This window comes from Laedolimicola sp., assembly GCF_051972735.1.
Lineage (GTDB): Bacteria > Bacillota > Clostridia > Lachnospirales > Lachnospiraceae > Laedolimicola > Laedolimicola intestinihominis.
In genome coordinates this window covers 29,144-54,633 of sequence record NZ_JBOKYU010000012.1, presented here as the reverse complement: position 1 = coordinate 54,633, position 25,490 = coordinate 29,144, and the positions used below count along the sequence as shown (strand labels likewise).

Sequence of the window (25,490 nt, the reverse complement as noted above, 5' to 3'; positions counted from 1 at the left end):
GGCGCAGGGGGAAGGCGTGGAGCTGTCCGCCTACGGCAATGTGGAAGTTCTGTATACACGGGAGACAGACAAAGCCCTGACCCTGAAACAGCGGGCGGCCTACGCAAAATCCGTAGGCGCGGACTATCTGATTAGTCTGCATCTGAATGCCTCAGAGGAACACAATTTCTTCGGATCCGAAGTATTCACCTCAGCTTTCGGAAGCTACTACGCCTGGGGAAAGGGTGTCGGCGATCAGGTGCTGAGCCGGCTGGTCGGCGACGGCTTCGTATCCAAAGGGGTGAAGACACGGCTTGGAAGCAAAGGGGCAGATTACTATGGAATCATCCGGGAAAGCAAGGCGCTTAGGATTCCGGCTATCATCATCGAGCACGGTTACATGGATCAGGATGACGACTGGGCACGCATGAATACCGATGAAAAGCTGGCAGAGCTCGGCAAATGTGACGCCGCCGGAATTGCCGCGTTCTTTGGCCTGCAGAAGGGGAAAAATCTGCCGGAACTGCCCACAACCGACACACCTGAGCCTGTATCATCTCCGGTGCGTCCCGACAGCACAGATCCGGTCAACGTTTACTACACACTGACCCGTCAGGACACGGCGAACGCCCGGATCGCGCTCCACGCCGAAGATCCCGACAGCCGCGTCATGTATTATGACTACAGCCTGGATGGAGGGGATAGCTGGTCTAAACTGTATCTGTGGCCGGAAGGAACCGGCGACGACATCACCTTCACGGTTCCCGTGACAGAAGGTGAGGAATCGGAGTTGCTTATACGGGCATATAATACCTATGAGCTTAGGACAGAGGCTGTGAAAAAGTAAATATAGACGGACGAAGCGAGAGAAATCCCCTCTCACCGGGAACGCATAGTTTTCCTGCTTCCGTTCGCACGGCTTATTCGCGCCTGACCGCCAAACTCAGCCCTAAAGGGCCTCAAACAGTGGCTCCTTCAGGCGCTGCCTAGCGCAAACGGAAGCGACGGAAAACAAGCTAAACCCGGTGAGAGGGGATTTCTCTCGCTTCTTTGTATGGAATTAAGATTTTTTGAGACCGAGTAGTTTGGCTCCATTTTTATAGAGAATTTTCTCTAATTCATCATCGGTGAAACCGATACGTTTGATATACTCCACATCCTCCTTCTGCCCGCTCCAGGGAGAATCGGTTGCAAACAGGATTTTGTCGATGCCGTGGTTGCGGCTCATGCGCAGGATTTGTTCAGGCAGGGCCAGGCGCAGGATATAAGCCAGATCCATGTAGTAGCTGCCGCCCACCAGAAGCTGCTCGGACTCATTTTCCATATCGTGTCCGCCCAGGTGGGCCAGGATCAGTTTGGAGGTGTCGCCTTTGTCGCCCGGGAAGACATCCTCCAGCATGTGGTGCAGGCGGGCCGGGGTGGCGTTTACCTGGCGCGGGAAGCCCAGATCCCGGCCACAGTGGATGGAGATCAGCAGTCCCAGCTCTGTGGCGTAGCCGATGATGCGCTCATAGCGGATGTCATCAATGTAGGTGTTCTGATAGGTGGGATGGAGCTTGATGCCCTTGAGACCCATGTCGCGGATAGCACGGAGCTCGCCTTTATAGTCCGGGGAGTCCGGGTGGATACCGCCGAAGCTGATGATAGAAAGGCCGTCTTCGTCCGGCTCTTCGTGGGTGATGGAGCAGGCGAATTCGTTGATATGGCGAAACTGAGAGGGCTTTGTGACGATGGGGAGCACCACGGAATGGGTGACGCCTGCCTCTTTCATGGAATGACGCAGGTCTTCCAGTGTTCCGTCTGTATAAGCCACTACCCGGCCCACCTGCTCCAGATTGCAGACTGCCCGGTGTGCCACGGTATTGGGAAATATATGTGCATGGAAATCAATGATCATGGTGAGGGTCCTCCTGTATATCAGTAAAATTTAATATCCGTATTTTGAGGATAAAAAAATTTTTCTAAAAACTTACATAGTTTAGTATAGGAGATTTTATTTTATTTTTCAAGGGCAGAGCAGGAGCAGGGGAGATTTGGGCTATATATGGATTTTGATGATTCAGATCAAAAAAAGAATTCTGATTTTTCAGAATTCCTTTTGATGAGAGCGATAGACGGGGCTCGAACCCGCGGTCTCGACCTTGGCAAGGTCGCGCGTTACCAACTACGCCACTATCGCATCAGTTGTGTCGGCTGCTGTTCATCAGCGACATGTTGTATCTTACAGGATTTTGTTTCATTTGTCAACAGGTTTTTCAAAAAAAAATCAAAAAAATTTTCGATAGGGTGCAAACCCTTGTAAACAGGCCGATTATTTCCTATAATAGAAAACAGTGAAAAGGGATTACGATTCAGAAAGCGTAATACCTGATGAGAGCGACAGGGAGGAAGATACCGCATGAGTTATGCAGATCAGATATTTAAAGAGATGTGCCGGGACATCATCGAGAACGGCACCAGCACCGAGGGGGAGAAGGTGCGTCCTAAATGGGAGGACGGAACTTCTGCCTATACGATTAAGAAGTTTGGCGTGGTGAACCGTTATGATTTGTCGAAGGGGTTTCCGGCGCTGACGCTTCGAAGGACGGGGCTTAAAAGCTGTATGGACGAGATCCTCTGGATTTACCAGAAGAAGTCCAACAACATCCACGACCTGAACAGTCATATCTGGGACGAGTGGGCCGATGAGACCGGATCCATCGGCAAGGCCTATGGCTACCAGATCGGCGTGAAGAGTCATTACAAGGAGGGCGATATGGATCAGATGGATCGGGTGCTTTTCGATCTAAAGCAGAATCCCTACAGCCGTCGGATTATGACGAATACTTATGTATTTTCGGATTTGAGTGAGATGCATCTGTACCCCTGCGCTTACGGCGTTACCTATAATGTGACCAAGCGGTCGGGCGAGGAGAAGCTGGTGCTCAATATGGTGCTGAACCAGCGCTCCCAGGACGTGCTGGCGGCCAATAACTGGAATGTGTGCCAGTACGCCATTCTGCTGATGATGGTGGCCCAGGTCTGTGATATGGTTCCCGGCGAGCTGGTTCATGTGATTGCGGACGCCCATATCTACGACCGCCATGTGGACATTGTCAGAGAGCTGATTGAGCGCCCGGAGCATCCGGCGCCGAAGGTATGGCTGAACCCGGAGGTGAAGGATTTCTACGCGTTTACCACGGATGATCTGCATGTGGAAGGGTATGAGACAGAGCCGCAGATTAAGGATATTCCCATTGCGGTATAGGTGCTTGCGACTGTTGTATGTAAGAAAGTATGATAAGTAAAAATATGTAAAAGGAGTTTTCACTATGAACTTAATTGTTGCCGTAGATAAAAACTGGGCCATTGGCTACCAGAACAAGCTGCTGGTCAGCATCCCGGAGGACATGAAGTTCTTCCGCACCACCACCACCGGAAAAGTGGTTGTCATGGGCCGCAAGACCCTGGAGACCTTCCCGAACGGTCTTCCCTTAAAGAACCGCACAAACATCGTGCTGACCCGGAATCCGGAATACAAAGTGAAGGGCGCAGAGGTGGTTCACACGGTAGAAGAGGCGCTGGAGCTTATCAGCGAGTACCCGCCGGAGGATGTATATGTCATCGGCGGTGATACCATTTACAGGCAGTTCCTTCCCTACTGCGATGTGGCCCATGTGACCCACATCGATCATGAATACATGGCTGACGCCTGGTTCCCGAACCTGGAGGAGGATCCGGAGTGGGAGCTGACCGGTGAGAGCGACGAGAAGACCTATTTCGACCTGGAGTTCACCTTCTGTAAATACGAACGAAAAAAATAGGAAATTTCACACTTTTTCTCATTGCAGTATCAAAGAAACTGATCTATAATATAAAAAATTAAAGTTCAGTACGGGTAAGACCGCGGCAGCCTCAGTGTAAATACAGGCATACGGCTGGAGTGAATTTTCAGGAATCCCGAAAGGAAAATCAGAAAATTACTGAATGAGTGTAAGGAGGAGCTTTGACATGGAAAAGAAAAATTTAGACTGGTCAAATATCGGTTTTGGTTACGTACAGACAGATAAGCGTTACGTATCCAACTTTAAGGATGGCGCATGGGATGAGGGCGGTCTCACCGATGACGCAAATGTAGTCCTGAATGAGTGTGCAGGCGTTCTGCAGTACGCACAGACGGTATTTGAGGGTATGAAGGCATACACCACAGAGCAGGGCAAGACGGTTATCTTCCGTCCGGACCTGAACGCAGAGCGTATGGTTCAGTCTGCAAAGCGTCTGGAGATGCCGGTATTCCCGGAGGATCGTTTTGTAGACGCAGTTGTACAGACAGTAAAGGCAAATGAAGCATATGTACCGCCTTACGGAACAGGCGCAACCCTGTATATCCGTCCGTATATGTTCGGAACCAACCCGGTTATCGGCGTAAAGCCGGCTGACGAGTATCAATTCCGTGTATTTGGTACTCCGGTAGGACCGTACTTCAAGGGCGGTGTAAAGCCCCTTACCATCAAGGTATCTGATTTTGACCGTGCGGCGCCCCATGGATCAGGCCACATCAAGGCAGGTCTGAACTATGCCATGAGTATGCACGCTATCGTAACCGCGCATCAGGAGGGCTTCGATGAGAACCTGTATCTGGATGCGGCGACCAGAACCAACGTAGAGGAGACAGGCGGAGCAAACTTCCTGTTTGTAACGAAGGATGGCAAGCTGGTAACTCCGAAGTCCAACAGCATTCTTCCGTCCATCACGCGCCGTTCTCTGGTATACGTAGCAAAAGAGTACCTGGGAATGGAAGTAGAGGAGAGAACCGTGCCGTTCGCAGAGGTAAAGGAGTTTGCGGAGTGCGGACTTTGCGGAACAGCAGCCGTAATTTCTCCGGTAGGAAAGATCGTAGATCACGGCAACGAGATCTGCTTCCCCAGCGGCATGACCGATATGGGACCGGTTACCAAGAAGCTGTATGACACCCTGACAGGTATCCAGATGGGCCGCATCGAGGCTCCGAAGGGCTGGATCAAGGTCGTAGAGTAATTTTTAAACAAGACGGCACTTTACGTTACATAAGAGACGGGATAAGGAGACTTGTCCTGTCTCTTGTTATGTAATAGAAAATTCCGTTGGAATCTCCTATTACATAACAAAGCCCTTCGGGCAGGATCGCACTGCGGCGGAGTGGAATTGTGTCGCTGAGGCGACCCGCCGCAGGCGAAGAATCCTGCTTTGCAGGATTCTTCTTTGACGGATATCCGTTTTCAGCTTGCAAGAGGGATGGGAAGAAAGTATAATAAAAAGTAAACGAGTTTCAAAAAGGAGTGCCAGATGGCGAAAAAAAAGAAAAAGAGAAGAGTTCTCTCTTATCTGTTCAGTTATGATATGAACCTGATCGTGGCCGTCTTATTTTTGATCGTCTTTGGTCTGGTGATGATATACAGTGCCAGCTATTATACGGCCAGTATGAGTGACGCGTTCAACCATGATCCCACCTTTCTGTTGATGAGTCAGCTGAAATACAGCATCCTGGGCATTGTGGTGATGCTGTTTGTCGCCAATGTGGATTATCATTTCTGGAAGCATTTTGCGATGTTGGGGTTTCTGGCTTCGATTGTGCTCATTTTGCTTTTGAAGGTGCCGGGACTGGGCGTCACCGTAAAGGGCGCGACCCGATGGATCCGTATCCCGGGTCTTGGTCAGTTCCAGGTGGCGGAGCCGGTCAAGGTGGCGATGATTTTATTTTCCGCGACGTTGATAGGCAATTATTCCGGCAGGCTGGATAATATGAAGAACTTTATCACGGTTCTGATTCCGACGGCTGTGGTGTCTGTAATGATCCTGAAAATCAGCAACAATATGAGTACGGCTACCATCGTATTGGGCATCAGTTTCCTGATGGCCTTTATGGTATATCCGAAGTACTGGCCCTTTATGCTGATGGGCGGAGCGGGAGCCACGGGAGTCGGAGCGCTGATTTTCTATCTGAAGCAAAAGCTGGATTCCGGAGATGTGGGCAGTGGAAACGGTGGTTTTCGTGGCGCCCGTATCCTGGCGTGGCTGGATCCTTATTCTTATGAGTCGGACAAGGCCTATCAGTCCCTGCAGGCGCTGTACGCTATCGGTTCCGGCGGGCTCTTTGGAAAGGGGCTTGGAAATAGTATCCAGAAGCTGGGCCGTATTCCGGAGCCTTATAATGATATGATTTTTTCCATTATCTGTGAGGAGCTTGGCGTTTTTGGCGCGGGGCTGATTATCCTGATGTTTATCTACCTGCTATATCAGCTTTACAGTGTGGCACAGGAGGCGGAGGATACCTTCGGGCGTCTGCTGGCCATCGGGGTCTTTTCCCATGTGGCCCTGCAGGTCGTGTTGAATCTGATGGTAGTCACCAGCCTGTTTCCGACCACGGGCGTTACCCTGCCCTTCTTCAGTTACGGAGGAACGGCGTCGGTATTCCTGCTATTTGAGATTGGCATGGTGTTAAATGTAGAGAAGCAGAGTCGTTTCAAAAAGGAAAAAGAATTGCGGGAGGCAAGAATGGGATGAGAGAACATACAAAAGTAATTAAAATTGGCGGCCGGGTCATCGGAGGGGGCAATCCGATCCTGATTCAGTCCATGACGAACACAAAGACAGAGAATGTGCAGGCGACGGTGGCGCAGATTCAGGCCCTGACAGCGGCAGGCTGCGACATTATCCGCTGCGCGGTTCCAACCATGGAGGCAGCGGAGGCGCTGACTGAGATTAAGAAGCAGATTACGATTCCGCTGGTGGCAGATATTCATTTTGATTATAAGCTGGCACTGGCGGCCATCAAGCACGGCGCGGACAAGATTCGTATCAATCCGGGCAACATCGGAAGCAGGGAACGTGTACAGGCCGTAGTAGACGCTGCGAAAGAGCGCAGTATCCCCATCCGCGTAGGCGTCAACAGCGGTTCCCTGGAGAAAGAGCTGGTGGAAAAATACCACGGCGTCACCGCAGAGGGTATCGTGGAGAGCGCCCTGGATAAGGTACACCTCATCGAAGACATGGGCTATGACAATCTGGTTATCAGCATCAAGTCCTCCGACGTGATGATGTGCGCCAGGGCCCATGAACTGATTGCCGCAAAGACCGATTATCCCCTCCATGTGGGAATCACCGAGTCCGGCACCCTGTATTCCGGCAATATCAAGTCCGCCGTGGGACTGGGTATCATCCTGTACCAGGGCATCGGCGACACGATCCGTGTATCCCTGACCGGTGATCCGTTGGAGGAGATCCGCTCCGCAAAACGTATCCTGAAGACGCTGGGGCTCCGCAAAGGCGGCATTGAGGTCGTGTCATGTCCTACCTGCGGAAGAACCCAGATTGACCTCATCGGCCTAGCCAACCAGGTAGAGCGCATGGTAGAAGATATTCCGCTGGATGACATCAAGGTGGCAGTCATGGGCTGTGTGGTCAACGGACCGGGCGAGGCCAAGGAGGCCGACATCGGAATCGCGGGCGGCAAGGGCACTGGTATGCTGATTAAGAAGGGCGAAATCGTACAGCGAATGCCGGAGAGCGAGCTTCTGGGCGCGCTGCGCGAGGAGCTGTTACACTGGAACGAGAACTAGGGAGAACTGTCAATGGTAAAAATGTTCGCAGAGGTATTTCCGCCTCTGCATGTGGAAAAAGGTCTGTCAGACCTTCTGGAGCAGGTGCAGGTGGAAAAGGTCACTTCTAACCGGGCAAAAAATTTCATAAGAGTATATCTTGTGAGCGGAAAGCTGATCCATAAGGAGCAGCTTTTTCAGCTTGAAAAGACTTTAAAAAGGCAGTTGTTTGGCAACGCTGACATTACGGTAAAGATCCTGGAGCGCTACGAGCTGTCGGGACAGTACAACCCAGAGACCCTGATGGGGCTCTATAAGGACAGTATTCTTTTTGAGTTGCGTAATTACAGCATGCTGGAGTACAACCTGTTCCGGAGCGCGAAAATCAGCTTCCCGGAGAGTAATGTCCTGAAAATGGAACTTACGAAAACCACCCTGGGCGAGGACGCAGCCGATGAACTTATCCGCATTTTGTATAAGATTTTCACGGAACGATGTGGATTGGATGTGAAAATCCGGGTGGAGTTTGTGGATAAAAAGGAAGAAAAGAAGAGGCGCAGCGGCCGGGCGGACGTGGAGAAGCAGGCGGAGGCACTGAACGCGGCCATGTGGGCGGCCAAGCAGGCAGCGGACGCGGCGGAGAGCGCGGAAAATGCGGAAAGCGCGGATAGCAAAATCGCGGCAGCAGGCGGCGCGGGAAGCCCCGACAGGGCAAAGGTCGAGAAGAAGACGGCGGCCAAAGCGGACGGCGGTAAAAAGAACTTCGGCAATTTCGGCAAGAGCGAGTACGCATATGGTAAGACTCTGCGTTCCGGCGGAGGCTTCCGAAGCAGGGGTGCCAGCAATAATCCGGATGTACTGTATGGCCGGGATTTCGATGACAGCGAGATTACAGATCTGGTGCAGGTCATTGGGGAAATGGGCGAGGTGGTCATCCATGGCCAGGTCACCGGTTGGGATGAGCGGGAGATCCGTGGCGAGAAAACCATTGTAACCATTACAGTGACGGATTATACCGATACCATCCGCATTAAGATCTTTGAGAAAAACGACGAGATGGAAGCCTTCCGGGAGAAGGTAAAACAGGGATCTTTTATCAAGCTGAAGGGTCTGACTGCCATGGATCGCTTCGATAATGAGCTGACCATCAGCTCTGTGACAGGCATCAAGAAATCCTCAGATTTCCGGGCGCCCCGTACGGATAATAGCGAGCTGAAGCGCGTGGAGCTTCATTGTCACACGAAAATGAGCGATATGGACGGCGTCTCGGATGTAAAGAGCATCATCAAGCGTGCCAAGTCCTGGGGCCATACAGCCATCGCAGTGACGGACCACGGCGTGGTACAGGCCTATCCGGACGCCAGCCACAGCCTGGAAAAGGGCGATAATTTCAAGGTGATCTACGGCGTGGAGGGCTATCTGGTGGACGACCTGAAGGATATTGTCACCGACGCAGCCGGACAGAGCCTGGATGATACCTATGTGGTATTCGATATCGAGACGACAGGATTCTCCGCAGAAAACGACCGGATCATCGAGATTGGGGCTGTGCGGGTGGAAAAGGGCGAAATCACTGACAAGTTCAGTGTATTCGTAAATCCGCAGCTTCCGATTCCCTTCGAGATTGAGAAGCTGACCGGCATCAGTGATGAAATGGTTATGAACGAGCCTGCCATCGAGGAAATTTTGCCGCAGTTTCTGGATTTCTGCAAGGGCGCGGTCATGGTGGCTCATAACGCCGGCTTTGATATGAGCTTTATCCGAAAGAACAGCGAACGACAGGGGCTGCCCTGTGAATTTACAGTAGTAGATACAGTGGCGCTGGCGAGAATTTTACTGCCTCAGCTGAACCGTTATAAGCTGGATAATGTGGCGAAGGCATTGAATGTATCCCTGGAAAATCATCACCGGGCCGTGGACGATGCGGGCTGTACCGCTGAAATCTTCGTGAAGTTTGTGCAAATGCTGAAGGAACGGGATATCTTCGACCTGAACGGCGTCAACCAGATGAGTACCCTGGACGCGGACGCCATTAAGAAGCTGCCATCCCACCACGTCATCATTCTGGCGAAAAATGAGATTGGCCGGGTGAATCTGTACCGCATGGTTTCCTGGTCCCACCTGGACTATTTCGCCCGTGTGCCCAGAATTCCGAAAAGCGTGCTTCAGAAGCATCGGGAGGGCCTTATCGTGGGTTCTGCCTGCGAGGCCGGAGAGCTGTACCAGGCACTGGTACGGTCTGCCCCCGACGAGGAGATCGCGAGACTGGTGAATTTCTATGATTATCTGGAAATCCAGCCTCTGGGAAATAACGAGTTTATGCTGCGGGGAGAGCGTCCCACCTTTGAGTCTAAGGATGATTTGATTCGTCTGAATAAAAAGATTGTGTCCCTGGGCGAGCAGTTCCACAAGCCTGTGGTGGCCACCTGCGACGTGCATTTCCTGAATCCGGAGGATGAGGTCTACCGCCGTATCATCATGGCCGGAAAGGGCTTCAAGGACGCGGACGACCAGGCTCCCCTGTACCTGCGTACCACCGAGGAAATGCTGGCAGAATTTGAATATCTCGGAAGTGATAAAGCAGAAGAGGTAGTTATAACTAACACGAACAAGATCGCGGACATGATTGAACGGATTTCCCCGGTGCGCCCGGATAAGTGTCCGCCGGTTATCGAAAATTCCGATCAGACCCTGCGTGATATCTGCTATGAAAAGGCACATTCCATCTATGGCGAAGATCTGCCCCAGGTGGTAACGGAGCGATTGGAGAAGGAGCTGCATTCGATTATTTCCAATGGCTTCGCGGTTATGTATATCATTGCCCAGAAGCTGGTGTGGAAATCCAATGCGGACGGCTATCTGGTAGGATCCCGAGGATCTGTAGGTTCCTCCTTCGTAGCCACCATGGCAGGAATCACCGAGGTCAACCCGCTTCCGCCCCATTATTACTGCCCGGCCTGCCATTACAGTGATTTCGAGTCGGAAGAGGTGTGCAAATACGCGGGTGCGGCCGGCTGCGATATGCCGGACAAGAACTGTCCGGTCTGCGGCGGTCCCCTGAAGAAAGAAGGCTTCGATATTCCCTTCGAGACCTTCCTGGGATTCAAGGGCGACAAGGAGCCGGATATCGACCTGAACTTCTCCGGCGATTATCAGTCCAAGGCCCATAAGTATACGGAGGTCATTTTCGGTACAGGACAGACATTCCGTGCAGGGACCATCGGAACCCTGGCGGATAAGACTGCTTTCGGTTATGTGAAAAATTATTACGAGGAGCGGGGGCAGCACAAGCGAAACTGTGAGATCGACCGGATCGTCCAGGGCTGCGTGGGTGTGCGCCGTTCGACGGGTCAGCACCCGGGCGGTATCGTCGTATTGCCCCACGGCGAGGAAATTCATTCCTTTACGCCGATCCAGCACCCGGCCAATGATATGACCACGGACATTATCACCACCCATTTTGACTACCACTCCATCGACCACAACCTGTTGAAGCTGGATATTCTGGGACACGATGATCCGACCATGATTCGTATGCTGGAGGACCTGACCGGCCTGGACGCGAAAACGATTCCCCTGGACGACCAGGGCGTCATGTCCCTGTTCAAGAATACAGAGGCTCTCGGCATCAGGCCGGAGGATATCGACGGCTGTCCTTTGGGGTGTCTTGGAATCCCCGAGTTCGGCACCGACTTCGTAATCCAGATGGTGTGTGACGCCAAGCCCCAGTCCTTCTCGGACCTGATCCGAATCTCCGGACTGTCCCACGGTACCGATGTGTGGCTGAACAACGCCCAGCGCTTCATCAAAGAGGGAAAAGCTACCATTTCCACAGCTATTTGTACCCGAGACGATATCATGCTGTATCTGATACATCAGGGCGTGGAGCCAAGCCTGTCATTTACCATTATGGAAAGTGTGCGAAAGGGAAAAGGACTGAAGCCTGAATGGATAGACGCCATGAAGGCGGAAGGTGTGGAGGACTGGTATATCGAGTCCTGTAAAATGATCAAGTACATGTTCCCGAAGGCCCATGCAGCGGCCTACGTTATGATGGCCTGGCGAATCGCTTACTGCAAAATCAACTATCCGCTGGCCTACTACGCGGCCTACTTCAGTATCCGAGCGTCCGCCTTCAGCTATGAGCTCATGTGCCAGGGCAAGGAGCGGCTGGCTTACTATATGGCCGACTACAAGCGCCGCAGCGATTCTCTGTCCAAAAAGGAGCAGGACAGTATGAAGGACATGCACATCGTACAGGAGATGTACGCCAGAGGCTTCGAATTCTGGCCCATCGACATCTATAAGGCGAAGGCCCACCATTTCCAGATCATCGACGGCAAACTGATGCCCGCCTTAAGTACCATCGAGGGCCTGGGCGACAAAGCGGCCGACCAGCTGGAAGCCGCCGCCAAAGACGGCCCCTTCCTGTCCAGGGACGACCTGCGGACACGAAGCAAGCTGTCAAAGACCGTCATCGACTTCATGGGCGACCTGGGGCTGCTCGGCGACCTGCCGGAGTCCAATCAGCTGTCCTTATTTGATTATGTATCCTAATAGAAAAACGTACGGAAAACAAGACGGTAATATAAATAAAAAATAGTGAAACAAAATAGAATATGGAAAAACGTAGAACCCAAAACAACCGATATCCTAAATCGCAGGATAACTTAACCGTCCTGTAACGTCAGGAAAGAGAGTGTGCCTTGCTTGATCGGAGGTTATTATGTTTTACATCCTGTGCCCCCGCGCCTGCACCAGCGCCGTCAGCGACACATGAAACGTCGTAATCATATCTTCAATAAACTCATCTTCCGAGGAAATCTTCCGAAGCAGCACCCGGATAATCATCCCCGTCATACCGCTGGTATAAAAAGAAGTCAGGTACTCCCGATAAGCGTCGTCCAACGTAAGTCCAATCTCCGACTCGGCTTTTTGAATCACCATACGGATGGGAGCGGCAAAATCATCATAGAGAAAATTGCGGAGCTCATCATGACCAAGCTCTGTGATAACGCAGGTCAGAAGCTGCCGGTTCTGCTTAATATAACTCAGAGCGAAGCGGATTACCTTCTCCGGATCAGACGTTAATTCATTGCTGTCCACCACCGACAGCAGATCCTGTTCCAGCATCCAGCGCAGCAACGAATAAATATCTTCAAAATGATAGTAAAACGTCTTGCGGTTATACCCACAGTTTTCCACGATCTCCGTGACCGTAATTTTCGAAAACGACTTTTTCGTCAGAAGCTGCTTCAGCGAATCCACCAGCGCCTGCTTCGTAGCCTGACTTTGCATCTCATGTTTCATAAATCCACCATCCATCCTGCGTCATTCATCTTAGTGTACTGAATTTTCAGGTCTGAATCAAGCAAAAACGCGAAGTTTATAAAAAGTTCATCATTTTTCATAACAAAAAGAGGAGATAAACACCAAAATAGTCAAAAAATAATGCTGAAATTTATGGAATATTGTAAAAGTTAGTGATAGACAACCTGGAATGATTGGAGTATGATAGAAAAGGTAGTGTTTTACGAGGGGAAACTATATAAGCGGCAAGATGCCGTGAGGATGGAGGTAATAAATGAGAAAAAAATCACATATTTCACTGGCCAGATACATTGCGCAGGACATGCAGGTTCCGGTGATGACACATCATAGGAAAGCGTTCTATCTGGGAAGCATACTCCCGGACTGCAAGCCTTCCTTTCTGACCCAGCGTCACGAGTTCAATGGAACCTTTGATCTGGTGAAGGAACGTATCTGTGTACTGTCCGCGGATTCCGGTCTGCTGTTGGACAATGGACGCGCCTTTATGCGCCGACTGGGTGAAATCATTCATTATATTGCGGATTATTTTACCTTCCCGCACAATCAGATCTACGACGGCAATCTGAAAGATCATTGCGTGTATGAGAAAGAACTGAAATTCCGCCTTCGGGAATACGTAAAGAGTGGTAAGGCCTTTCGCGACCGGATTGACGCGAAAAAGTTTGAGACGCCGGAGGCAGTCTGCAGCTTTGTTAAGAAGGCCCATGAGGATTATCTGAAAATGAAGCACGGCGTGCAGGAGGATTGTGAGTATATTGTCCGCATTTGCCATCAGGTGGTGCAGGCGATTCTGAATCTGGTAAATCTGGCGGCGGCAAGGGAGGCAGAAAAACGGTTCTGTCCGGCATAAAAGTGAGATATAAAAAGGGTCTTCGCATAAAAGCGAAGGCCCTTTTCAAATCCGGAAGCTTATTTTAACAGAGAAGAAGGAACATAACCTTCAATCTTCTCACCGTTCTGTGTGAAAGAAATCTTGGTCCATTTCTGACCGTCATCCCCGGTTTTTTCTTTGATAATCGCTACCTTAGTGCCATTTTCCAGCGTGGCGCGGATATCCGCGTTGGGAGAAGCGTAGCTTCGAACCTGTGCGACGCCGCCGGAGGAGCTGCCGGATGAAGAATTTCCGGAAGAGCCGGAGGTGTTGGCCGCAGCGCCCATGGTTACCAGATCGGAACGGATATAGCCCTGCATGGTATTACCGTTCAGTGTGTAGGAGATTTTATACCATTTCTTGCCGTCATTGCCGGTTTTTTCGGAAATGATGGTAGCTGTGGTTCCGGCGGGCAGTTTGGAGCGGATATCAGCTCCGGTGGAAGCGTAGGAGCGGATATTGGCTACTGCCGGACGGATGGTGACGCTGGTAGAGGCGCTTCCTGAGGAAGTATTAGAAGAACCGGAGTCGCCTGCCGGGTTCTTGTCTGTCAGCAGATCGCTGCGGATATAACCGTTCAGCTTATAGCCGTCTACGGTATAAGATACTTTATACCAGGTCTGTCCGTCATCGCCCTTTTTGGAAGTAATCAGACTGACAGCTGTGCCCTTATTCAGTTTGGAGCGGATATCGCCATTGGTAGAGGCATAGGAGCGGACAGACACGCCGCTGTCAGGAACTACATAGCGGGTTCCGGATACATCGGTGGAAGAAGCAGAACCGCCCGGGTTAGTGTCGATCAGCAAATCGCCGCGGATGTAGCCTTCCATGGCAGAACCATTTTTTGTAAAGGAAATCTTGTACCAGGTTCTGCCGTCATCGCCCTTTTTGGAAGAGATAACGGAAGCTGCCGTGCCGCGTTCCAGCTTTGTACGGATGTCTGCATTGGTGGATGCGTAGGTACGGATGATAGCCACAGCCGGTTTCACATACTTCTGCCCGGATGCGGACGAACTGCTGTTGTCGGAGCCAGAGGAATTATTTGAAGCGCTTCCGGAAGAACCGGATACGCTTCCGGATACATTCAGCAGATCCGCCCGGATATAGCCTTCCTTGGCGTCGCCGCCATAGGCAAAGAACACATCGTACCATTTCAGGCCGTCATCGCCGGTGGTCTCAGAGATAATGGATACCTTAGTTCCCTGGGACAGCTTGCAGATGATGGAAGAACTGGTGGAAGCGGAGGAACGCACATTGAGAATGCGGTTCTTGACCGTTCCGGTGGCTCTGGCTGCCTCAGTCCGGAATGTGGGCGTCAGCAGCCCGAAACAGAGTGTGAAAATCAGGAAAAAGGAAAGTAATTTCTTCTTTTTCGTATACTTCATAATAAAATCCTCCCTTGTAGAGAAAAATGGTATGAGCGGCAATTCCCGCTCATACGTTCTGCTTTCAGTATAAGCGTTTGGCAGGCAAAAAGCAACGGGACGGGCCGAGTATTAAGAATATCTTAACTTTCTTAATCTACCTGCCGGATACCCGAAATATCTGAATCAATCATCAGGGAATAATTGGTATAATATACCACAAAACCGGGCTTCGCGCCGCCGGGCTTTTTTACCTGTTTCTTCTGTACATAGTCGATCTCTACCTTGTCGCCGCCCCGGTTCTTGGAATAATAGGCGGCCAGACGGCCCGCTTCTTCGAAGGTACGGTCGGGCAGCTCCCGGCTGTTTGCCTTCACGATGACGTGAGAGCCGGGCGCGCCTTTGGCGTGGAACCACCAGTCGTTTCCGGTGGCAAACTGGAAGGTCAGCTCGTCGTTCTGGAAATTATTTTTACCCACGTAGATATCGAAACCGTCGCTGGAGACGTAGTGGTAGGGTTTCGAGGTAATTTTCACCTTTTTGCCGCCGATTTTTCTGCGGATGTAGCCGGACTCTACCAGCTCTTCTTTGATCTGCACCAGATCTTCCTCGGACAGTGCCATATCCAGGGCGGTCTGTACGGATTCCAGGTGTTCCACCTCAGACTTCGTTTCAGCCAGCAGCGTGGTTACAGCCTCGAAGGTTCGCTTGAGCTTGCCATATTTGTCAAAATATTTCTTGGCGTTCTCCTGGGCGGAAAGGGTCGGATCCAGCGGAATCGTGACCTCTTCATTGGTATAGTAATTCAGGGCCTGCATGGATTTCGCCCCCTCGGGTACGCCGTAGCCGTAGGTGTGAATCAGCTCGCCCCAGATTTTATACTTTTCCCGTTTTTCCGTATCGGCCAGCTGTCGGCTCTGCAGATCGTATTTCTTGCGGCTCCGGTCCAGGGCAGTCTGGACGATGCGGCGTAGATCGGAGGATTTCTGGCGGATGCGGGTCAGGGTATTCTTTGTGGCGTAATAGCTTTCCAGGAGTGCGGAAACGGATTCGAAGGGCTGGGCGTTCATTTCTTCGTACATGGTCAGGGGAACAGCGGAGAATTCTACCGGCTCCAGACTCTGTCCGAACTGGGAAAATGTGGTATCAGTGGATACGGAACAGGCATTTCTATAATAAATACGGGGTTCGAAATCACCGTCCTTGACAGTCTCCATAAGCCGCAGCAGCTGGTGGGACAGCATTTCCCGTTCGGGAGCAGTAAGAGCCCCTGCGGGCCGCGAGGATTCCACAGAAGCCCGGTGACAGAGCTCCTCGGCCATGACCGGGGAAAAGCCGGTCAGTGTAGTGTAGATGGCTTTGGAGAGGGGCGCCGGTTTGTCGCAGATGGCAGAAACCATTTCCACGGGAGCGACAGTGAGGGGATCCAGCTTGTCCTGGGTATGGGGAATGAAATAAGTCCGGCCCGGCAGCACTTCCCGGACGGAGCTGACCGCCAGGGACACATGCTTGATGCTGTCCAGGATCATGCCGTCCTCTTTACAGAAAATCAGGTTACTGTGCTTGCCCATCAGCTCCACGATCAGGGTTTTCCGGCAGAGATCCCCCATCTCGTCCAGATGTTCGATATGGAAATGAAGAATGCGCTCCAGAGAGGGCTGGGTCACAGCCACGATGCGTCCGCCCCCCAGATGCTTGCGGAGCAGCATACAGAAGCCCGGCGCGGTCATGGGCGCGGGTTTATTTTTATCTGTCAGGTAGGCCAGCGGCAGACTCGCCGAAGCAGAAAGCAAAAGTCTGTACTGGTTTGCGTTGTTTTTTATGGTAAGCAGGAGCTCGTCGGCCTCGGACTGGACGATTTTTGTGATGCGTCCTCCGGTCAGCTTATCGGATAACTCCTTTCGAAGACAGGATACTGTAATTCCGTCAAATGCCATGGTGAAAACGGCCTCCTTCAAATAGCTTTTAAATAAGTATACTTGACATGTGGAAAAAATTCAACTACAATAAAATCCAAATGAGCAGTGCAAAGGTTCGGAAAATCAGACACTGCGGAGCGGAGAGAACAACCATGGTAAAGAGTATGACAGGCTTTGGCCGGTGCGAGGTATCCGAAGGGGATCGGAAAATGACGGTGGAGATGAAGTCCGTCAACCACAGATATCTGGACGTGGTCATCAAGATGCCGAAGAAGCTGAATTATTTTGAATCTGCCATCCGAAGCCTCCTGAAGACTTATATTCAGCGAGGCAAGGTGGACATTTTTATAACCTACGAGGATCTGTCCGAGAGCAATATGGCGCTTCATTATAATAAGGAAATTGCCGCGGAGTACCTGAAGTATTTAAAGCAGATGGCAGAGGATTTCGGCCTGGATCAGGATGTGAAGGTGGGGGCCCTGTCCCGTTATCCGGAGGTTCTGGTGATGGAAGAAGTGCAGGATGACGAAGAAGAACTCTGGAAGCTTCTGGAGCAGGCCTTAAAGGGCGCCTGCGAGCAGTTCGTAGCCACCCGCGTGACGGAGGGCGAGAATCTGAAGCGGGATCTGACTGCGAAGCTCGACGAGCTGCTGGTCCATGTGGATTATGTGGAGGAGCGTTCTCCGCAGATTGTGGCCGAGTACCGGGCGAAGCTGGAGGATAAGGTGAAGGAGCTCCTTTCCGATACCCAGATTGAGGAGAGCCGTATCGCTTCCGAAGTGACTATTTTCGCGGATAAGATTTGTGTGGACGAGGAGATCGTGAGACTCCGCAGCCACATTGAGCATACGAGAGCCACACTGGAAGAGAAAGAGAGCGTGGGCCGCAAGCTTGACTTCATTGCTCAGGAGATGAATCGGGAGGCCAACACGATCCTTTCCAAGGCCAACGACCTGGAGATTTCCAATCACGCCATTGAGCTGAAGACCGGCATCGAAAAAGTCCGGGAACAGATTCAGAATATTGAGTAGGGAGAATAAGATGGACAGAAAAGGAATTTTACTGGTTGTGTCCGGCTTCTCCGGCGCAGGAAAAGGAACACTGATGAAGGAGCTGGTCAGCCGTTATGATAATTACGCCCTTTCCATCTCTGCGACCACCCGCAGCCCCAGAGAGGGCGAGGTGGATGGAAGAGAGTACTTTTTCCGCACCAAAGAAGAATTCGAACAGATGATAGCCGATGAGGCGCTCATCGAGCACGCCTGCTATGTGGGCAATTATTACGGAACCCCGCGGGCTTATGTGGAAGAACAGCTGGCCCTGGGCAGGGACGTGATTCTGGAGATTGAGATTCAGGGAGCGCTGCAGATTAAGAAGCGGTTTCCGGATACGTTGCTGTTATTCGTATCCACGCCGGATGCGGAGACCCTGAAGAACCGTCTGATAGGCCGGGGAACCGAAAGCCTGGATGTGGTGGAGAAGCGTCTTTCCAGAGCTTCCGAGGAGGCCGAGGGCATCGAAAATTATGATTATTTCATCATCAATGATGATTTAGATACCTGTGTCACACAGGTGCATCAGATTATACAGGGCGAGCACAGCCGTGTTTCCCGGAATCTGGAGCTTATTAACACGATCAAAAAAGATATCAGCAAATTTCAGAAAGGTTAAGGTGAAAACATGTTACATCCGTCATATTCCGATTTAATGAAGGTCGTCAACAGCGAGGTAGAGGAGGGCGAAACTCCGGTAGTCAACAGCCGTTATTCCATCGTGCTGGCCACATCCAAGCGTGCCCGTCAGATCATCGGCGGCGAGGAGCCGTTCGTAGACGGCAAGGGCAAGAAGCCGCTGTCTATTGCTATCCAGGAGCTGGAGCAGGGTCTGATCAAGATCATGCCGGAGGATGACGACTCCTCAGATGAGATGGACGCAGAGCGCGCAGTGCTTCACGCAGATCATTACAATGAGGAGATGGCTGCAGAGCGTGCGGCAGAGGCAGAGGCAGCCGCAGAAGGCGAAGAATAAGCCAAAGGGTATAGAAAAGTCCAGGGGCAGACAGGTGAAAACCTGCCTGCCCTTATTTTTTACGCGTGCAATGAGCCAAAGTCTGTGCTTGCACAAGACCTTGGCGACTGCCGCGATAACTTGAGAAACTCGCGGAGCGTGTTTCTCATAGTTTCGTCAAATGTGGTTTGAAACAGAAAATGTAATGATATTTCAAAAAATAAATATTTGAAAAATATATTGAAATATATCAGGCAGTGGACTTTCTGCCGGAACATTCAGCGGATGAATTAAAAGAAAAAATGCAGAAGGCAGTGGCGGAGCTTGGAGCCTGCGACAGCGTTCTGATTCTGACCGATCTGACAGGCGGTACACCCTATAATGTGGTGTCCAAGCTGCGTCTGGAGCAGATGGAAGCTTTTCCACGCTTTCGGATTTGATGAGTTTCGTGGAGGCGTATCTGCAGCGGGACGGACGACTGTTCAGCGAAGGGATGTTCCAGACGATTTTGGATACCACGTTCAAAGATCGAGGCCTGGGATGGAACAAGGAATACGGAAACCATATCCTGTATCATACCGGCTTTACCGGAACCTCGATTCTGATGGATATGGATACGCGGGAAGGCATGATTCTTCTGACCAACCGGATTCACCCGAGCAGAGACAATAAGGTATTTCTGGAAGAACGAATTGCGTTGAATCATTTGTGGCTTGACTAAAGATCCCAACGATCTAAAGGAAAAGTGACACAAAAGCACAAATAAGTTGCACAAATCGGTAATCCCGTTGACAGAGTGTTTTTCCATTGCTAAGATGAAAATATCGAGGATATCGCGAAGGGAGAAAGCGGTATCATATCCAGTGGGAATGATTAATTTCAGGAGGGAATTTGTATGAATATCATTACAGTAAAGAATTACGAAGAAATGAGCAAGATGGCAGCGCACATTCTGGCAGCTCAGGTTATCGCGAAACCGGACAGCGTTCTGGGACTGGCTACCGGCTCCACCCCCATCGGCATCTATGACTGCCTGGCTGAGTGGTGCAAGAACGGCGAGGTAGACTTCTCCAAGGCTGCAACGGTCAATCTTGACGAATACAGAGGTCTGGATCACTCCAACGACCAGAGCTACTACTACTTCATGAATAAGCATCTGTTCAGCAGAATTAACATCGACCCGAGCCGCACCAACGTACCGGACGGAACCGAGCCGGATCCGGAGAAGGAGAGTAAGCGTTACGAGGCTCTGATTCAGGAGCTTGGCGGAATCGACATCCAGCTTCTTGGTATCGGCCATGACGGACACATCGGATTTAATGAACCGAACAGCTTCTTCGACAAAGAGACACATTGCGTAGACCTGACAGAGATGACCATTGAGGCCAACAAGCGTTTCTTTGAGTCCATCGACGACGTACCGCGTCAGGCATACACCATGGGCATCGGAACTATCATGTCCGCGAAGAAGATTCTGATGGTAGTTACAGGCGCAGACAAGGCAGATATCGTTGCCAAGGCTTTCTACGGAGAGGTAACACCGGAGGTTCCGGCTTCTATCATTCAGTTCCATCCGAATGTAACCGTGATTTGCGACGAAGCAGCCATGTCCAAGATTCCGGAATAAAAAAGAAAACCCAACAAAACCCATGCATAATGAGGGGAGTGCCGTCAGGCGCTCCCCTCATTGTTTTGGTGCATCGTTTGTGAAAAAGAATCAGGTAAACTGATTGGTGTCTGAATCGTAGACATAGTCCACAGAGGCCAGGGAAGACTCGATGGCGCTGCGCTCCAGGTTTTCGGAACGGCACAGGTCGTCCAGGGATGCGTAGTGATCGCGAAGTTGCGTGTTCATCCAGCTTAAAAGCATAATAGGATCCTTAGGAATCATGGGAAATTACCTCCTGACAAAAAAGATTAGGATAACTGTAAGACATTCTCCCGGAACTTGCAAGGATTATTTTTTTCTGGTACACTGAGAGCCAGAGAGATTGCAAAAGGAGAAGGGGAAATATGGAAAATACAGAAGAGATGAAAGCAAAGAAAAAAGCGGCGCAGCGGCTGACTACAGGTATTATCATCGGAATGACCGTAATCGTGCTCGGCTATGTGGCGTATGCCCTGGTTACGAAAAATATCAATATGCGGATTTTTGAGGTGCTGCTGGGTATTTTTGTAATTGGCTATCTGGCGCTTTCCGACGTGGTGGAGCCCTGGCTGACCGGTCTTCTGAAGGATATGACCCAGATGAGAAAGAACGCGTATCTGAAAATACTGGGGCTGGACGTTGTTGGCGCGGGAGCTTTGCTGTACTGGATTGTGGGGATGGGTTCTGAGGCAGGAAATAACCTCCTGATTCCGGTACTGATTTATTTCCTGGCAAATCAGATGAAGCGAAAGCTCCGTCCGGAATTTGAAGGACTTACAGAGAAGGTCCTGAAGGAGCAGGCAGAGGCGGAGGAGTCTGATTCGGAAGCGTCTGACGAAGAGGAGACAGCTCCGGAAGAGTTGTCCGACAAAGAGAAATAAGAAAAGCGGCGGAGCAGGATTCTATGCCTGCTCTTCCGGCATATATTACAGTAAAAGCAAACCGGGAGAGCGGCCGTGGATAGAAGAAGCAGGAGAAATCCGGAATGGAAGCGGGGACTTCGGAAGGGGCTTCTGGGGCTTATGCTGGTGCTGGGCGCCTTTTTCTGGCGTAAAAATCAGGAGGCCGGACAGCAGATCCGGACCGGATCGGAATCTGTCAGAAGCGCAGAAGCGGATCCGGTGGGCCGGGAAACAAAGCGGCTTGCCCTGACCTTTGACGACGGGCCTCACCCATACTATACGGAGCAGCTTCTGGACGGCCTTGCGGATCGCGGTGTAAAAGCCACCTTTTTTCTGCTGGGCGAGAATATCGAGGGCCGGGAGGATATCATCCGGCGCATGCATGAGGAAGGACATCTCATCGGCAATCATACCTTTTACCATGTGGACGTGAACAGTCTGCCCTTAAAAGAGGCCTGCGCGGAGATTCAGGACACCAGCAGCGCCATTACCGCCATCACCGGACAGCAGGTGGAATACGTGCGTCCGCCCTACGGAAGCTGGAATAAGGAGCTGGAATGTGAGGTGCTGATGATTCCGGTATTCTGGACCCTGGATACCCTGGACTGGAAGGTGAAAAATGCCGACCAGATTGTGCGGGAGGTACTATCCGATGTGGAGGAAAACGATGTGATTCTCATGCATGATTCCTACCGGACCACCGTGGATGCGGCCCTTCGGATTGTGGATGCGCTGCAGGAAAAAGGGTACGAATTTGTGACGGCGGACGAACTGATTCTGGAGTAGTGCGCCTGGGTACAAGGAGAGATACAGATGGATTTATTTGATTATATGCGGGAAAATACACAGAAGCAGGAGGCGCCGCTGGCGTCCCGGCTGCGTCCCCGGACCCTGGACGAGATTGTGGGACAGAAGCATATCATAGGAAAGGACAAGCTGCTTTACCGGGCCATCCGAGCCGATAAATTAAGCTCACTGATTTTTTACGGACCGCCCGGCACCGGCAAGACCACTATTGCCCGTGTCATCGCCAATACGACAAAGGCGGATTTTACCCAGCTGAACGCCACGGTGGCCGGCAAGAAGGATATGGAGGCTGTGGTAAATCGGGCCAAGGATAACCTGGGGATGTATGGCCGCAAGACCATCCTGTTCGTGGACGAGATTCACCGGTTCAATAAGGGGCAGCAGGATTATCTTCTGCCCTTCGTGGAAGACGGTACGGTGATTCTCATAGGAGCCACCACCGAGAATCCCTATTTCGAAGTAAATGGAGCTTTACTGTCCCGTTCTGTGATTTTTGAATTAAAAGCACTGGAAAAATCAGATATTCTGGAACTGATTCACCGGGCTCTGACGGATAAAGAGCGGGGCATGGGCGCGTATCAGGCGGAGATCACCGACGAAGCGGCGGATTTTCTGGCGGATATCGCAGGCGGCGACGCCCGGTCGGCCCTGAACGCCATCGAGCTTGGCGTGCTGACCACGGAGCCCTCCGGGGACGGGCGGATTCACCTGACGCTGGAGGTGATGTCCGAGTGCATCCAGAAGCGGACGGTGCGCTACGACAAGACCGGCGACAATCACTACGATACCATTTCCGCCTTTATCAAAAGTATGCGCGGCTCCGATCCGGACGCTGCAGTCTATTATCTGGCGAAAATGATTTACGCGGGGGAGGATGAACGGTTTATCGCCCGCAGAATTATGATTTGCGCGTCTGAGGATGTGGGAAACGCGGATCCCATGGCTTTAACCGTGGCGGTATCAGCAGCTCAGGCCGTGGAGCGCATCGGTTTTCCGGAAGCACAGATTATCCTGGCCCAGGCGGCTTCCTATGTAGCCTGCGCGCCCAAGAGCAATTCCGCAGTCAATGCCATCTTTGCGGCTATGGAGTCGGTGAAGACAAAGCGCACCAGCGTGCCGCCCCATCTGCAGGACGCCCATTATCCGGGTGCGGGCAAGCTGGGTCATGGTACAGGGTATAAGTATGCCCATGATTACCCGAATCATTATGTAGAGCAGCAGTATCTGCCTGACGAGGTGCTGGGAGAGAAGTTTTATGAGTTGTCAGATAACGGATATGAGAGACAGATCAAAGAGCATTTTAAGAAAATAAAGGGTGAGGCATAGACCGCTTTATGCCGGAAAAAGAACAGGACGGGGAAGTGCGCATAGACTTCTCCGTCCTGTGTGATAAGACTTACAGTTTTTCCGGCTCCGGATAATCCACGCCGAAGGTATCGACAGTCACAGTCTTCATGACCTGCGGTTTCATGGGACGATCGCGGAAATCGGTGCGTGTGGTGGCGATCTTGTCTACCACGTCAAGTCCCTCGATGACTTTTCCAAAAGCCGCGTAAGCGCCGTCCAGATGGGGACTGGTCTTATGCATGATGAAGAACTGGGAGCCTGCGGAGTCCGGATGCATGGCTCTGGCCATGGACAGGACGCCCGGTGTGTGAGCCAGATCGTTCTGGACGCCGTTCTGGGAGAACTCTCCCTTGATGGAGTAGCCCGGTCCGCCGGTTCCGGTGCCCTGGGGGCAGCCGCCCTGAATCATGAAGCCGTTGATAACGCGGTGGAAATTCAGTCCGTTATAGAAACCCTTCTTCACGAGGCTGATGAAATTGTTGACTGTGTTGGGGGCGATTTCCGGATAAAGCTCCGCTTTGATGATATCGCCATTTTCCATTTCAATGGTAACTACCGGATTCTGTGCCATAATGTATTCCTCCATTTTGTTAATATCCATATTTATCTATTATTTTAGCCGAAAACAGGGAGAACGTAAAGGAGTTTTTCGAAAATGCTGAAAGGACTGATTATACAGGCGTCCCACACAGAGGCGCTGGAGGCCGCTCTGACAGCCTCCGGGCTTCCCTGGAGGAAGGTTCCAGGTGGCAGCGGGAAAGCGATTTCCAAGGCCTCCGGAAGCCTTGGGGAGCCCAAAGAGTTGCTGTGTCTGGTGGAGACAGACGCAGAGGAAAAAGCCGCGCTGGAGCAGGGCTTCTTCTGTATCGGTTATCTGAATCCGGATCTGCCCGGCCAGAAGCTGTCCGGCTGCCGGATCCTGCTGGAGGGCTTTGAGGAAATTGATCGAGAATTTCTGGAGCAAGTACATACGAGAGCCCTGGGGCTTCCGGTCACCATCGCGGAAACAGCACGTCTGCGGATTCGGGAAATGACGCTTTCCGATCTGCCGGAGCTGAACCGGATCTGCCGGGAAAACGGCCTGCCGGAAATCGGGGAAGAGGAGACAAAGGCCTATATCCGGTATATGTATGGGCTTTATCAGTGCGGGATGTGGGTGGTACTGGAGAAGGAGAGCGGCAGAATCATCGGCCGCGCCGGTTTTGGAATCGCCGATTATCTCCCGGAGGCGGAGCTGGATCTGGGATACCTGATTGACACGCCTTATCGGAGACAGGGCTACGGGGAGGAAGCCTGCCGGGCAGCGCTGGATTACGGGAGGGACTGGCTGGAGCTTCCGGAGATCAGTGCCTACGCAGAGGCGGAAAACACGGCGTCCTGCCATTTACTGGAAAAGCTTGGATTCAGGCGGGAGCAGGAGTTTACCTGTAAAGAACAGAAAATGTATCGATACCGGAAGGACTTTGGATATTAAAAAACGGCAGTAATTAGAAATTAATGGGTTCCGCCCTTGCCGCTTCCGCCCATGACGATATCATCGTCTACCATGGGCTGCAGCCACAGCTCGCCCGGTATCTCCGGGATATACGGCATCAGGATATAGGACGGGTAGTCCTTATCGCGGTAAATCTTGTAGTTGATGGTGTTCGCACTCGGGAGCGGTCCTAAGTGGTCCATCTTAGCCTGCCATGCGCCGGACTGAGGCAGAAAAAGGCTGCCTGAAGAGCGAAGTGGGACCGCTGCTTGGTATCGGAACGTC

The 25,490-nt window shown here is 51.7% G+C and carries 25 protein-coding genes and 1 tRNA gene; 18 read left to right on the top strand and 8 right to left on the bottom strand.

What is annotated here, in order from left to right:
- Positions 1–826: N-acetylmuramoyl-L-alanine amidase family protein (locus ACTRC3_RS04915; RefSeq protein ID WP_440321978.1), on the top strand; the 826-nt coding region annotated here is incomplete at its 5' end.
- A 213-nt stretch (positions 827–1,039) separates the two neighbouring features.
- Here the strand turns inward: ACTRC3_RS04915 and ACTRC3_RS04910 are convergent.
- Together ACTRC3_RS04910 and ACTRC3_RS04905 are read right to left on the bottom strand one after the other, a co-directional pair.
- Positions 1,040–1,876, bottom strand: coding sequence for an amidohydrolase family protein (locus ACTRC3_RS04910; protein ID WP_440321976.1), 837 nt, complete (start codon positions 1,874–1,876; stop codon positions 1,040–1,042).
- 209 nt (positions 1,877–2,085) lie between these two features.
- A tRNA-Gly gene (locus tag ACTRC3_RS04905) sits at positions 2,086–2,158 on the bottom strand.
- A gap of 219 nt (positions 2,159–2,377) precedes the next feature.
- Here ACTRC3_RS04905 and thyA point away from each other — a divergent pair.
- The 6 genes from thyA to ACTRC3_RS04875 all read left to right on the top strand — a co-directional run bounded on the left by thyA (position 2,378) and on the right by ACTRC3_RS04875 (position 12,092).
- Positions 2,378–3,226 carry a thymidylate synthase gene (gene thyA, locus ACTRC3_RS04900; protein ID WP_440321974.1) on the top strand — a complete coding sequence of 283 codons (849 nt, stop codon included), beginning with the start codon at positions 2,378–2,380 and terminating at the stop codon, positions 3,224–3,226.
- A 64-nt stretch (positions 3,227–3,290) separates the two neighbouring features.
- The gene (locus ACTRC3_RS04895; protein WP_178038854.1) at positions 3,291–3,782 is read left to right on the top strand and encodes a dihydrofolate reductase; all 492 of its coding nucleotides are present in this window, start codon (positions 3,291–3,293) and stop codon (positions 3,780–3,782) included.
- Between the two features lie 187 nt (positions 3,783–3,969).
- Positions 3,970–4,995: a branched-chain amino acid aminotransferase gene (locus tag ACTRC3_RS04890; protein WP_158362885.1), complete on the top strand. Its 1,026-nt coding sequence runs from the start codon at positions 3,970–3,972 to the stop codon at positions 4,993–4,995.
- A gap of 288 nt (positions 4,996–5,283) precedes the next feature.
- Positions 5,284–6,501, top strand: coding sequence for an FtsW/RodA/SpoVE family cell cycle protein (locus tag ACTRC3_RS04885; RefSeq protein ID WP_440321971.1), 1,218 nt, complete (start codon positions 5,284–5,286; stop codon positions 6,499–6,501).
- Positions 6,498–7,556, top strand: coding sequence for a flavodoxin-dependent (E)-4-hydroxy-3-methylbut-2-enyl-diphosphate synthase (ispG, locus tag ACTRC3_RS04880; protein WP_178038853.1), 1,059 nt, complete (start codon positions 6,498–6,500; stop codon positions 7,554–7,556). Before ACTRC3_RS04885 ends, ispG begins: the two co-directional genes overlap by 4 nt.
- 12 nt (positions 7,557–7,568) lie before the next feature.
- Positions 7,569–12,092: a PolC-type DNA polymerase III gene (locus tag ACTRC3_RS04875; protein ID WP_440321968.1), complete on the top strand. Its 4,524-nt coding sequence runs from the start codon at positions 7,569–7,571 to the stop codon at positions 12,090–12,092.
- A gap of 174 nt (positions 12,093–12,266) precedes the next feature.
- Here ACTRC3_RS04875 and ACTRC3_RS04870 read toward each other — a convergent pair whose 3' ends face one another.
- Positions 12,267–12,845, bottom strand: a complete 579-nt coding sequence (locus ACTRC3_RS04870) for a TetR/AcrR family transcriptional regulator C-terminal domain-containing protein (RefSeq protein WP_440321966.1) — start codon at positions 12,843–12,845, stop codon at positions 12,267–12,269.
- Between the two features lie 274 nt (positions 12,846–13,119).
- Between ACTRC3_RS04870 and ACTRC3_RS04865 the strand changes: the two genes are divergently transcribed.
- Positions 13,120–13,716 (top strand): zinc dependent phospholipase C family protein, encoded by a 597-nt coding sequence (locus ACTRC3_RS04865; protein WP_440321964.1) that lies wholly within the window; start codon positions 13,120–13,122, stop codon positions 13,714–13,716.
- 59 nt (positions 13,717–13,775) lie between these two features.
- Here the strand turns inward: ACTRC3_RS04865 and ACTRC3_RS04860 are convergent, their stop codons facing one another.
- Positions 13,776–15,122, bottom strand: coding sequence for an SH3 domain-containing protein (locus tag ACTRC3_RS04860; RefSeq protein WP_440321962.1), 1,347 nt, complete (start codon positions 15,120–15,122; stop codon positions 13,776–13,778).
- 131 nt (positions 15,123–15,253) lie between these two features.
- Entirely contained in the window at positions 15,254–17,038 is a 1,785-nt protein-coding gene (locus ACTRC3_RS04855) for an Rqc2 family fibronectin-binding protein (RefSeq protein WP_440321960.1), read from the bottom strand.
- Between the two features lie 134 nt (positions 17,039–17,172).
- Here ACTRC3_RS04855 and ACTRC3_RS04850 point away from each other — a divergent pair, with 134 nt between their 5' ends.
- The 6 genes from ACTRC3_RS04850 to nagB all read left to right on the top strand — a co-directional run bounded on the left by ACTRC3_RS04850 (position 17,173) and on the right by nagB (position 20,654).
- Positions 17,173–18,051 (top strand): YicC/YloC family endoribonuclease, encoded by an 879-nt coding sequence (locus ACTRC3_RS04850; protein ID WP_440321959.1) that lies wholly within the window; start codon positions 17,173–17,175, stop codon positions 18,049–18,051.
- A 10-nt stretch (positions 18,052–18,061) separates the two neighbouring features.
- Positions 18,062–18,691, top strand: coding sequence for a guanylate kinase (gene gmk, locus ACTRC3_RS04845; RefSeq protein WP_349163666.1), 630 nt, complete (start codon positions 18,062–18,064; stop codon positions 18,689–18,691).
- A gap of 9 nt (positions 18,692–18,700) precedes the next feature.
- On the top strand, positions 18,701–19,048 hold the full coding sequence (rpoZ, locus tag ACTRC3_RS04840) for a DNA-directed RNA polymerase subunit omega (protein WP_349163665.1): 348 nt from the start codon (positions 18,701–18,703) through the stop codon (positions 19,046–19,048).
- 236 nt (positions 19,049–19,284) lie between these two features.
- Positions 19,285–19,467, top strand: a complete 183-nt coding sequence (locus tag ACTRC3_RS04835) for a PTS sugar transporter subunit IIA (protein ID WP_440321957.1) — start codon at positions 19,285–19,287, stop codon at positions 19,465–19,467.
- Positions 19,467–19,748 carry a hypothetical protein gene (locus ACTRC3_RS04830; RefSeq protein ID WP_440321955.1) on the top strand — a complete coding sequence of 94 codons (282 nt, stop codon included), beginning with the start codon at positions 19,467–19,469 and terminating at the stop codon, positions 19,746–19,748. The genes ACTRC3_RS04835 and ACTRC3_RS04830 overlap by 1 nt, the downstream gene beginning before the upstream one ends.
- A 174-nt stretch (positions 19,749–19,922) precedes the next feature.
- Positions 19,923–20,654 (top strand): glucosamine-6-phosphate deaminase, encoded by a 732-nt coding sequence (nagB, locus tag ACTRC3_RS04825; protein ID WP_440321954.1) that lies wholly within the window; start codon positions 19,923–19,925, stop codon positions 20,652–20,654.
- A 90-nt stretch (positions 20,655–20,744) separates the two neighbouring features.
- Here nagB and ACTRC3_RS04820 read toward each other — a convergent pair whose 3' ends face one another.
- Positions 20,745–20,918 (bottom strand): DUF4250 domain-containing protein, encoded by a 174-nt coding sequence (locus ACTRC3_RS04820; protein ID WP_440321953.1) that lies wholly within the window; start codon positions 20,916–20,918, stop codon positions 20,745–20,747.
- 122 nt (positions 20,919–21,040) lie between these two features.
- On the opposite strand from ACTRC3_RS04820, the gene ACTRC3_RS04815 reads away from it, so the two are divergent.
- The 3 genes from ACTRC3_RS04815 (at position 21,041) to ACTRC3_RS04805 (ending at position 23,710) form a co-directional block, all read left to right on the top strand.
- The gene (locus ACTRC3_RS04815; protein WP_440321951.1) at positions 21,041–21,556 is read left to right on the top strand and encodes a hypothetical protein; all 516 of its coding nucleotides are present in this window, start codon (positions 21,041–21,043) and stop codon (positions 21,554–21,556) included.
- A gap of 75 nt (positions 21,557–21,631) precedes the next feature.
- Positions 21,632–22,363 carry a polysaccharide deacetylase family protein gene (locus tag ACTRC3_RS04810; protein ID WP_440321950.1) on the top strand — a complete coding sequence of 244 codons (732 nt, stop codon included), beginning with the start codon at positions 21,632–21,634 and terminating at the stop codon, positions 22,361–22,363.
- 27 nt (positions 22,364–22,390) lie between these two features.
- Entirely contained in the window at positions 22,391–23,710 is a 1,320-nt protein-coding gene (locus ACTRC3_RS04805; RefSeq protein WP_440321948.1) for a replication-associated recombination protein A, read from the top strand.
- 70 nt (positions 23,711–23,780) lie between these two features.
- On the opposite strand, the gene ACTRC3_RS04800 is transcribed toward ACTRC3_RS04805, so the two are convergent.
- Positions 23,781–24,302, bottom strand: a complete 522-nt coding sequence (locus ACTRC3_RS04800; RefSeq protein ID WP_178038535.1) for a peptidylprolyl isomerase — start codon at positions 24,300–24,302, stop codon at positions 23,781–23,783.
- An 84-nt stretch (positions 24,303–24,386) separates the two neighbouring features.
- On the opposite strand from ACTRC3_RS04800, the gene ACTRC3_RS04795 reads away from it, so the two are divergent.
- On the top strand, positions 24,387–25,205 hold the full coding sequence (locus ACTRC3_RS04795; protein WP_440321946.1) for a GNAT family N-acetyltransferase: 819 nt from the start codon (positions 24,387–24,389) through the stop codon (positions 25,203–25,205).
- Between the two features lie 20 nt (positions 25,206–25,225).
- On the opposite strand, the gene ACTRC3_RS04790 is transcribed toward ACTRC3_RS04795, so the two are convergent.
- Complete coding sequence (locus tag ACTRC3_RS04790; RefSeq protein ID WP_440321945.1) at positions 25,226–25,408, bottom strand: hypothetical protein; 183 nt, start codon at positions 25,406–25,408, stop codon at positions 25,226–25,228.
- Between the last annotated feature and the right edge of the window lie 82 nt (positions 25,409–25,490).

What these genes read in the sequence shown, in the direction of transcription:
- ACTRC3_RS04860 (WP_440321962.1), bottom strand. Translation starts at nt 15,122, where the DNA reads ATGAAGTATACGAAAAAGAAGAAATTACTTTCCTTTTTCCTGATTTTC.
- ispG (WP_178038853.1), top strand. Translation starts at nt 6,498, where the DNA reads ATGAGAGAACATACAAAAGTAATTAAAATTGGCGGCCGGGTCATCGGA.
- ACTRC3_RS04885 (WP_440321971.1), top strand. Translation starts at nt 5,284, where the DNA reads ATGGCGAAAAAAAAGAAAAAGAGAAGAGTTCTCTCTTATCTGTTCAGT.
- ACTRC3_RS04790 (WP_440321945.1), bottom strand. Translation starts at nt 25,408, where the DNA reads ATGGACCACTTAGGACCGCTCCCGAGTGCGAACACCATCAACTACAAG.
- ACTRC3_RS04830 (WP_440321955.1), top strand. Translation starts at nt 19,467, where the DNA reads ATGAGTTTCGTGGAGGCGTATCTGCAGCGGGACGGACGACTGTTCAGC.
- ACTRC3_RS04805 (WP_440321948.1), top strand. Translation starts at nt 22,391, where the DNA reads ATGGATTTATTTGATTATATGCGGGAAAATACACAGAAGCAGGAGGCG.
- gmk (WP_349163666.1), top strand. Translation starts at nt 18,062, where the DNA reads ATGGACAGAAAAGGAATTTTACTGGTTGTGTCCGGCTTCTCCGGCGCA.
- thyA (WP_440321974.1), top strand. Translation starts at nt 2,378, where the DNA reads ATGAGTTATGCAGATCAGATATTTAAAGAGATGTGCCGGGACATCATC.
- ACTRC3_RS04910 (WP_440321976.1), bottom strand. Translation starts at nt 1,876, where the DNA reads ATGATCATTGATTTCCATGCACATATATTTCCCAATACCGTGGCACAC.
- ACTRC3_RS04855 (WP_440321960.1), bottom strand. Translation starts at nt 17,038, where the DNA reads ATGGCATTTGACGGAATTACAGTATCCTGTCTTCGAAAGGAGTTATCC.
- ACTRC3_RS04800 (WP_178038535.1), bottom strand. Translation starts at nt 24,302, where the DNA reads ATGGCACAGAATCCGGTAGTTACCATTGAAATGGAAAATGGCGATATC.
- ACTRC3_RS04850 (WP_440321959.1), top strand. Translation starts at nt 17,173, where the DNA reads ATGGTAAAGAGTATGACAGGCTTTGGCCGGTGCGAGGTATCCGAAGGG.
- ACTRC3_RS04875 (WP_440321968.1), top strand. Translation starts at nt 7,569, where the DNA reads ATGGTAAAAATGTTCGCAGAGGTATTTCCGCCTCTGCATGTGGAAAAA.
- ACTRC3_RS04815 (WP_440321951.1), top strand. Translation starts at nt 21,041, where the DNA reads ATGGAAAATACAGAAGAGATGAAAGCAAAGAAAAAAGCGGCGCAGCGG.
- ACTRC3_RS04870 (WP_440321966.1), bottom strand. Translation starts at nt 12,845, where the DNA reads ATGAAACATGAGATGCAAAGTCAGGCTACGAAGCAGGCGCTGGTGGAT.
- rpoZ (WP_349163665.1), top strand. Translation starts at nt 18,701, where the DNA reads ATGTTACATCCGTCATATTCCGATTTAATGAAGGTCGTCAACAGCGAG.
- ACTRC3_RS04865 (WP_440321964.1), top strand. Translation starts at nt 13,120, where the DNA reads ATGAGAAAAAAATCACATATTTCACTGGCCAGATACATTGCGCAGGAC.
- ACTRC3_RS04795 (WP_440321946.1), top strand. Translation starts at nt 24,387, where the DNA reads ATGCTGAAAGGACTGATTATACAGGCGTCCCACACAGAGGCGCTGGAG.
- ACTRC3_RS04820 (WP_440321953.1), bottom strand. Translation starts at nt 20,918, where the DNA reads ATGATTCCTAAGGATCCTATTATGCTTTTAAGCTGGATGAACACGCAA.
- ACTRC3_RS04890 (WP_158362885.1), top strand. Translation starts at nt 3,970, where the DNA reads ATGGAAAAGAAAAATTTAGACTGGTCAAATATCGGTTTTGGTTACGTA.
- ACTRC3_RS04895 (WP_178038854.1), top strand. Translation starts at nt 3,291, where the DNA reads ATGAACTTAATTGTTGCCGTAGATAAAAACTGGGCCATTGGCTACCAG.
- nagB (WP_440321954.1), top strand. Translation starts at nt 19,923, where the DNA reads ATGAATATCATTACAGTAAAGAATTACGAAGAAATGAGCAAGATGGCA.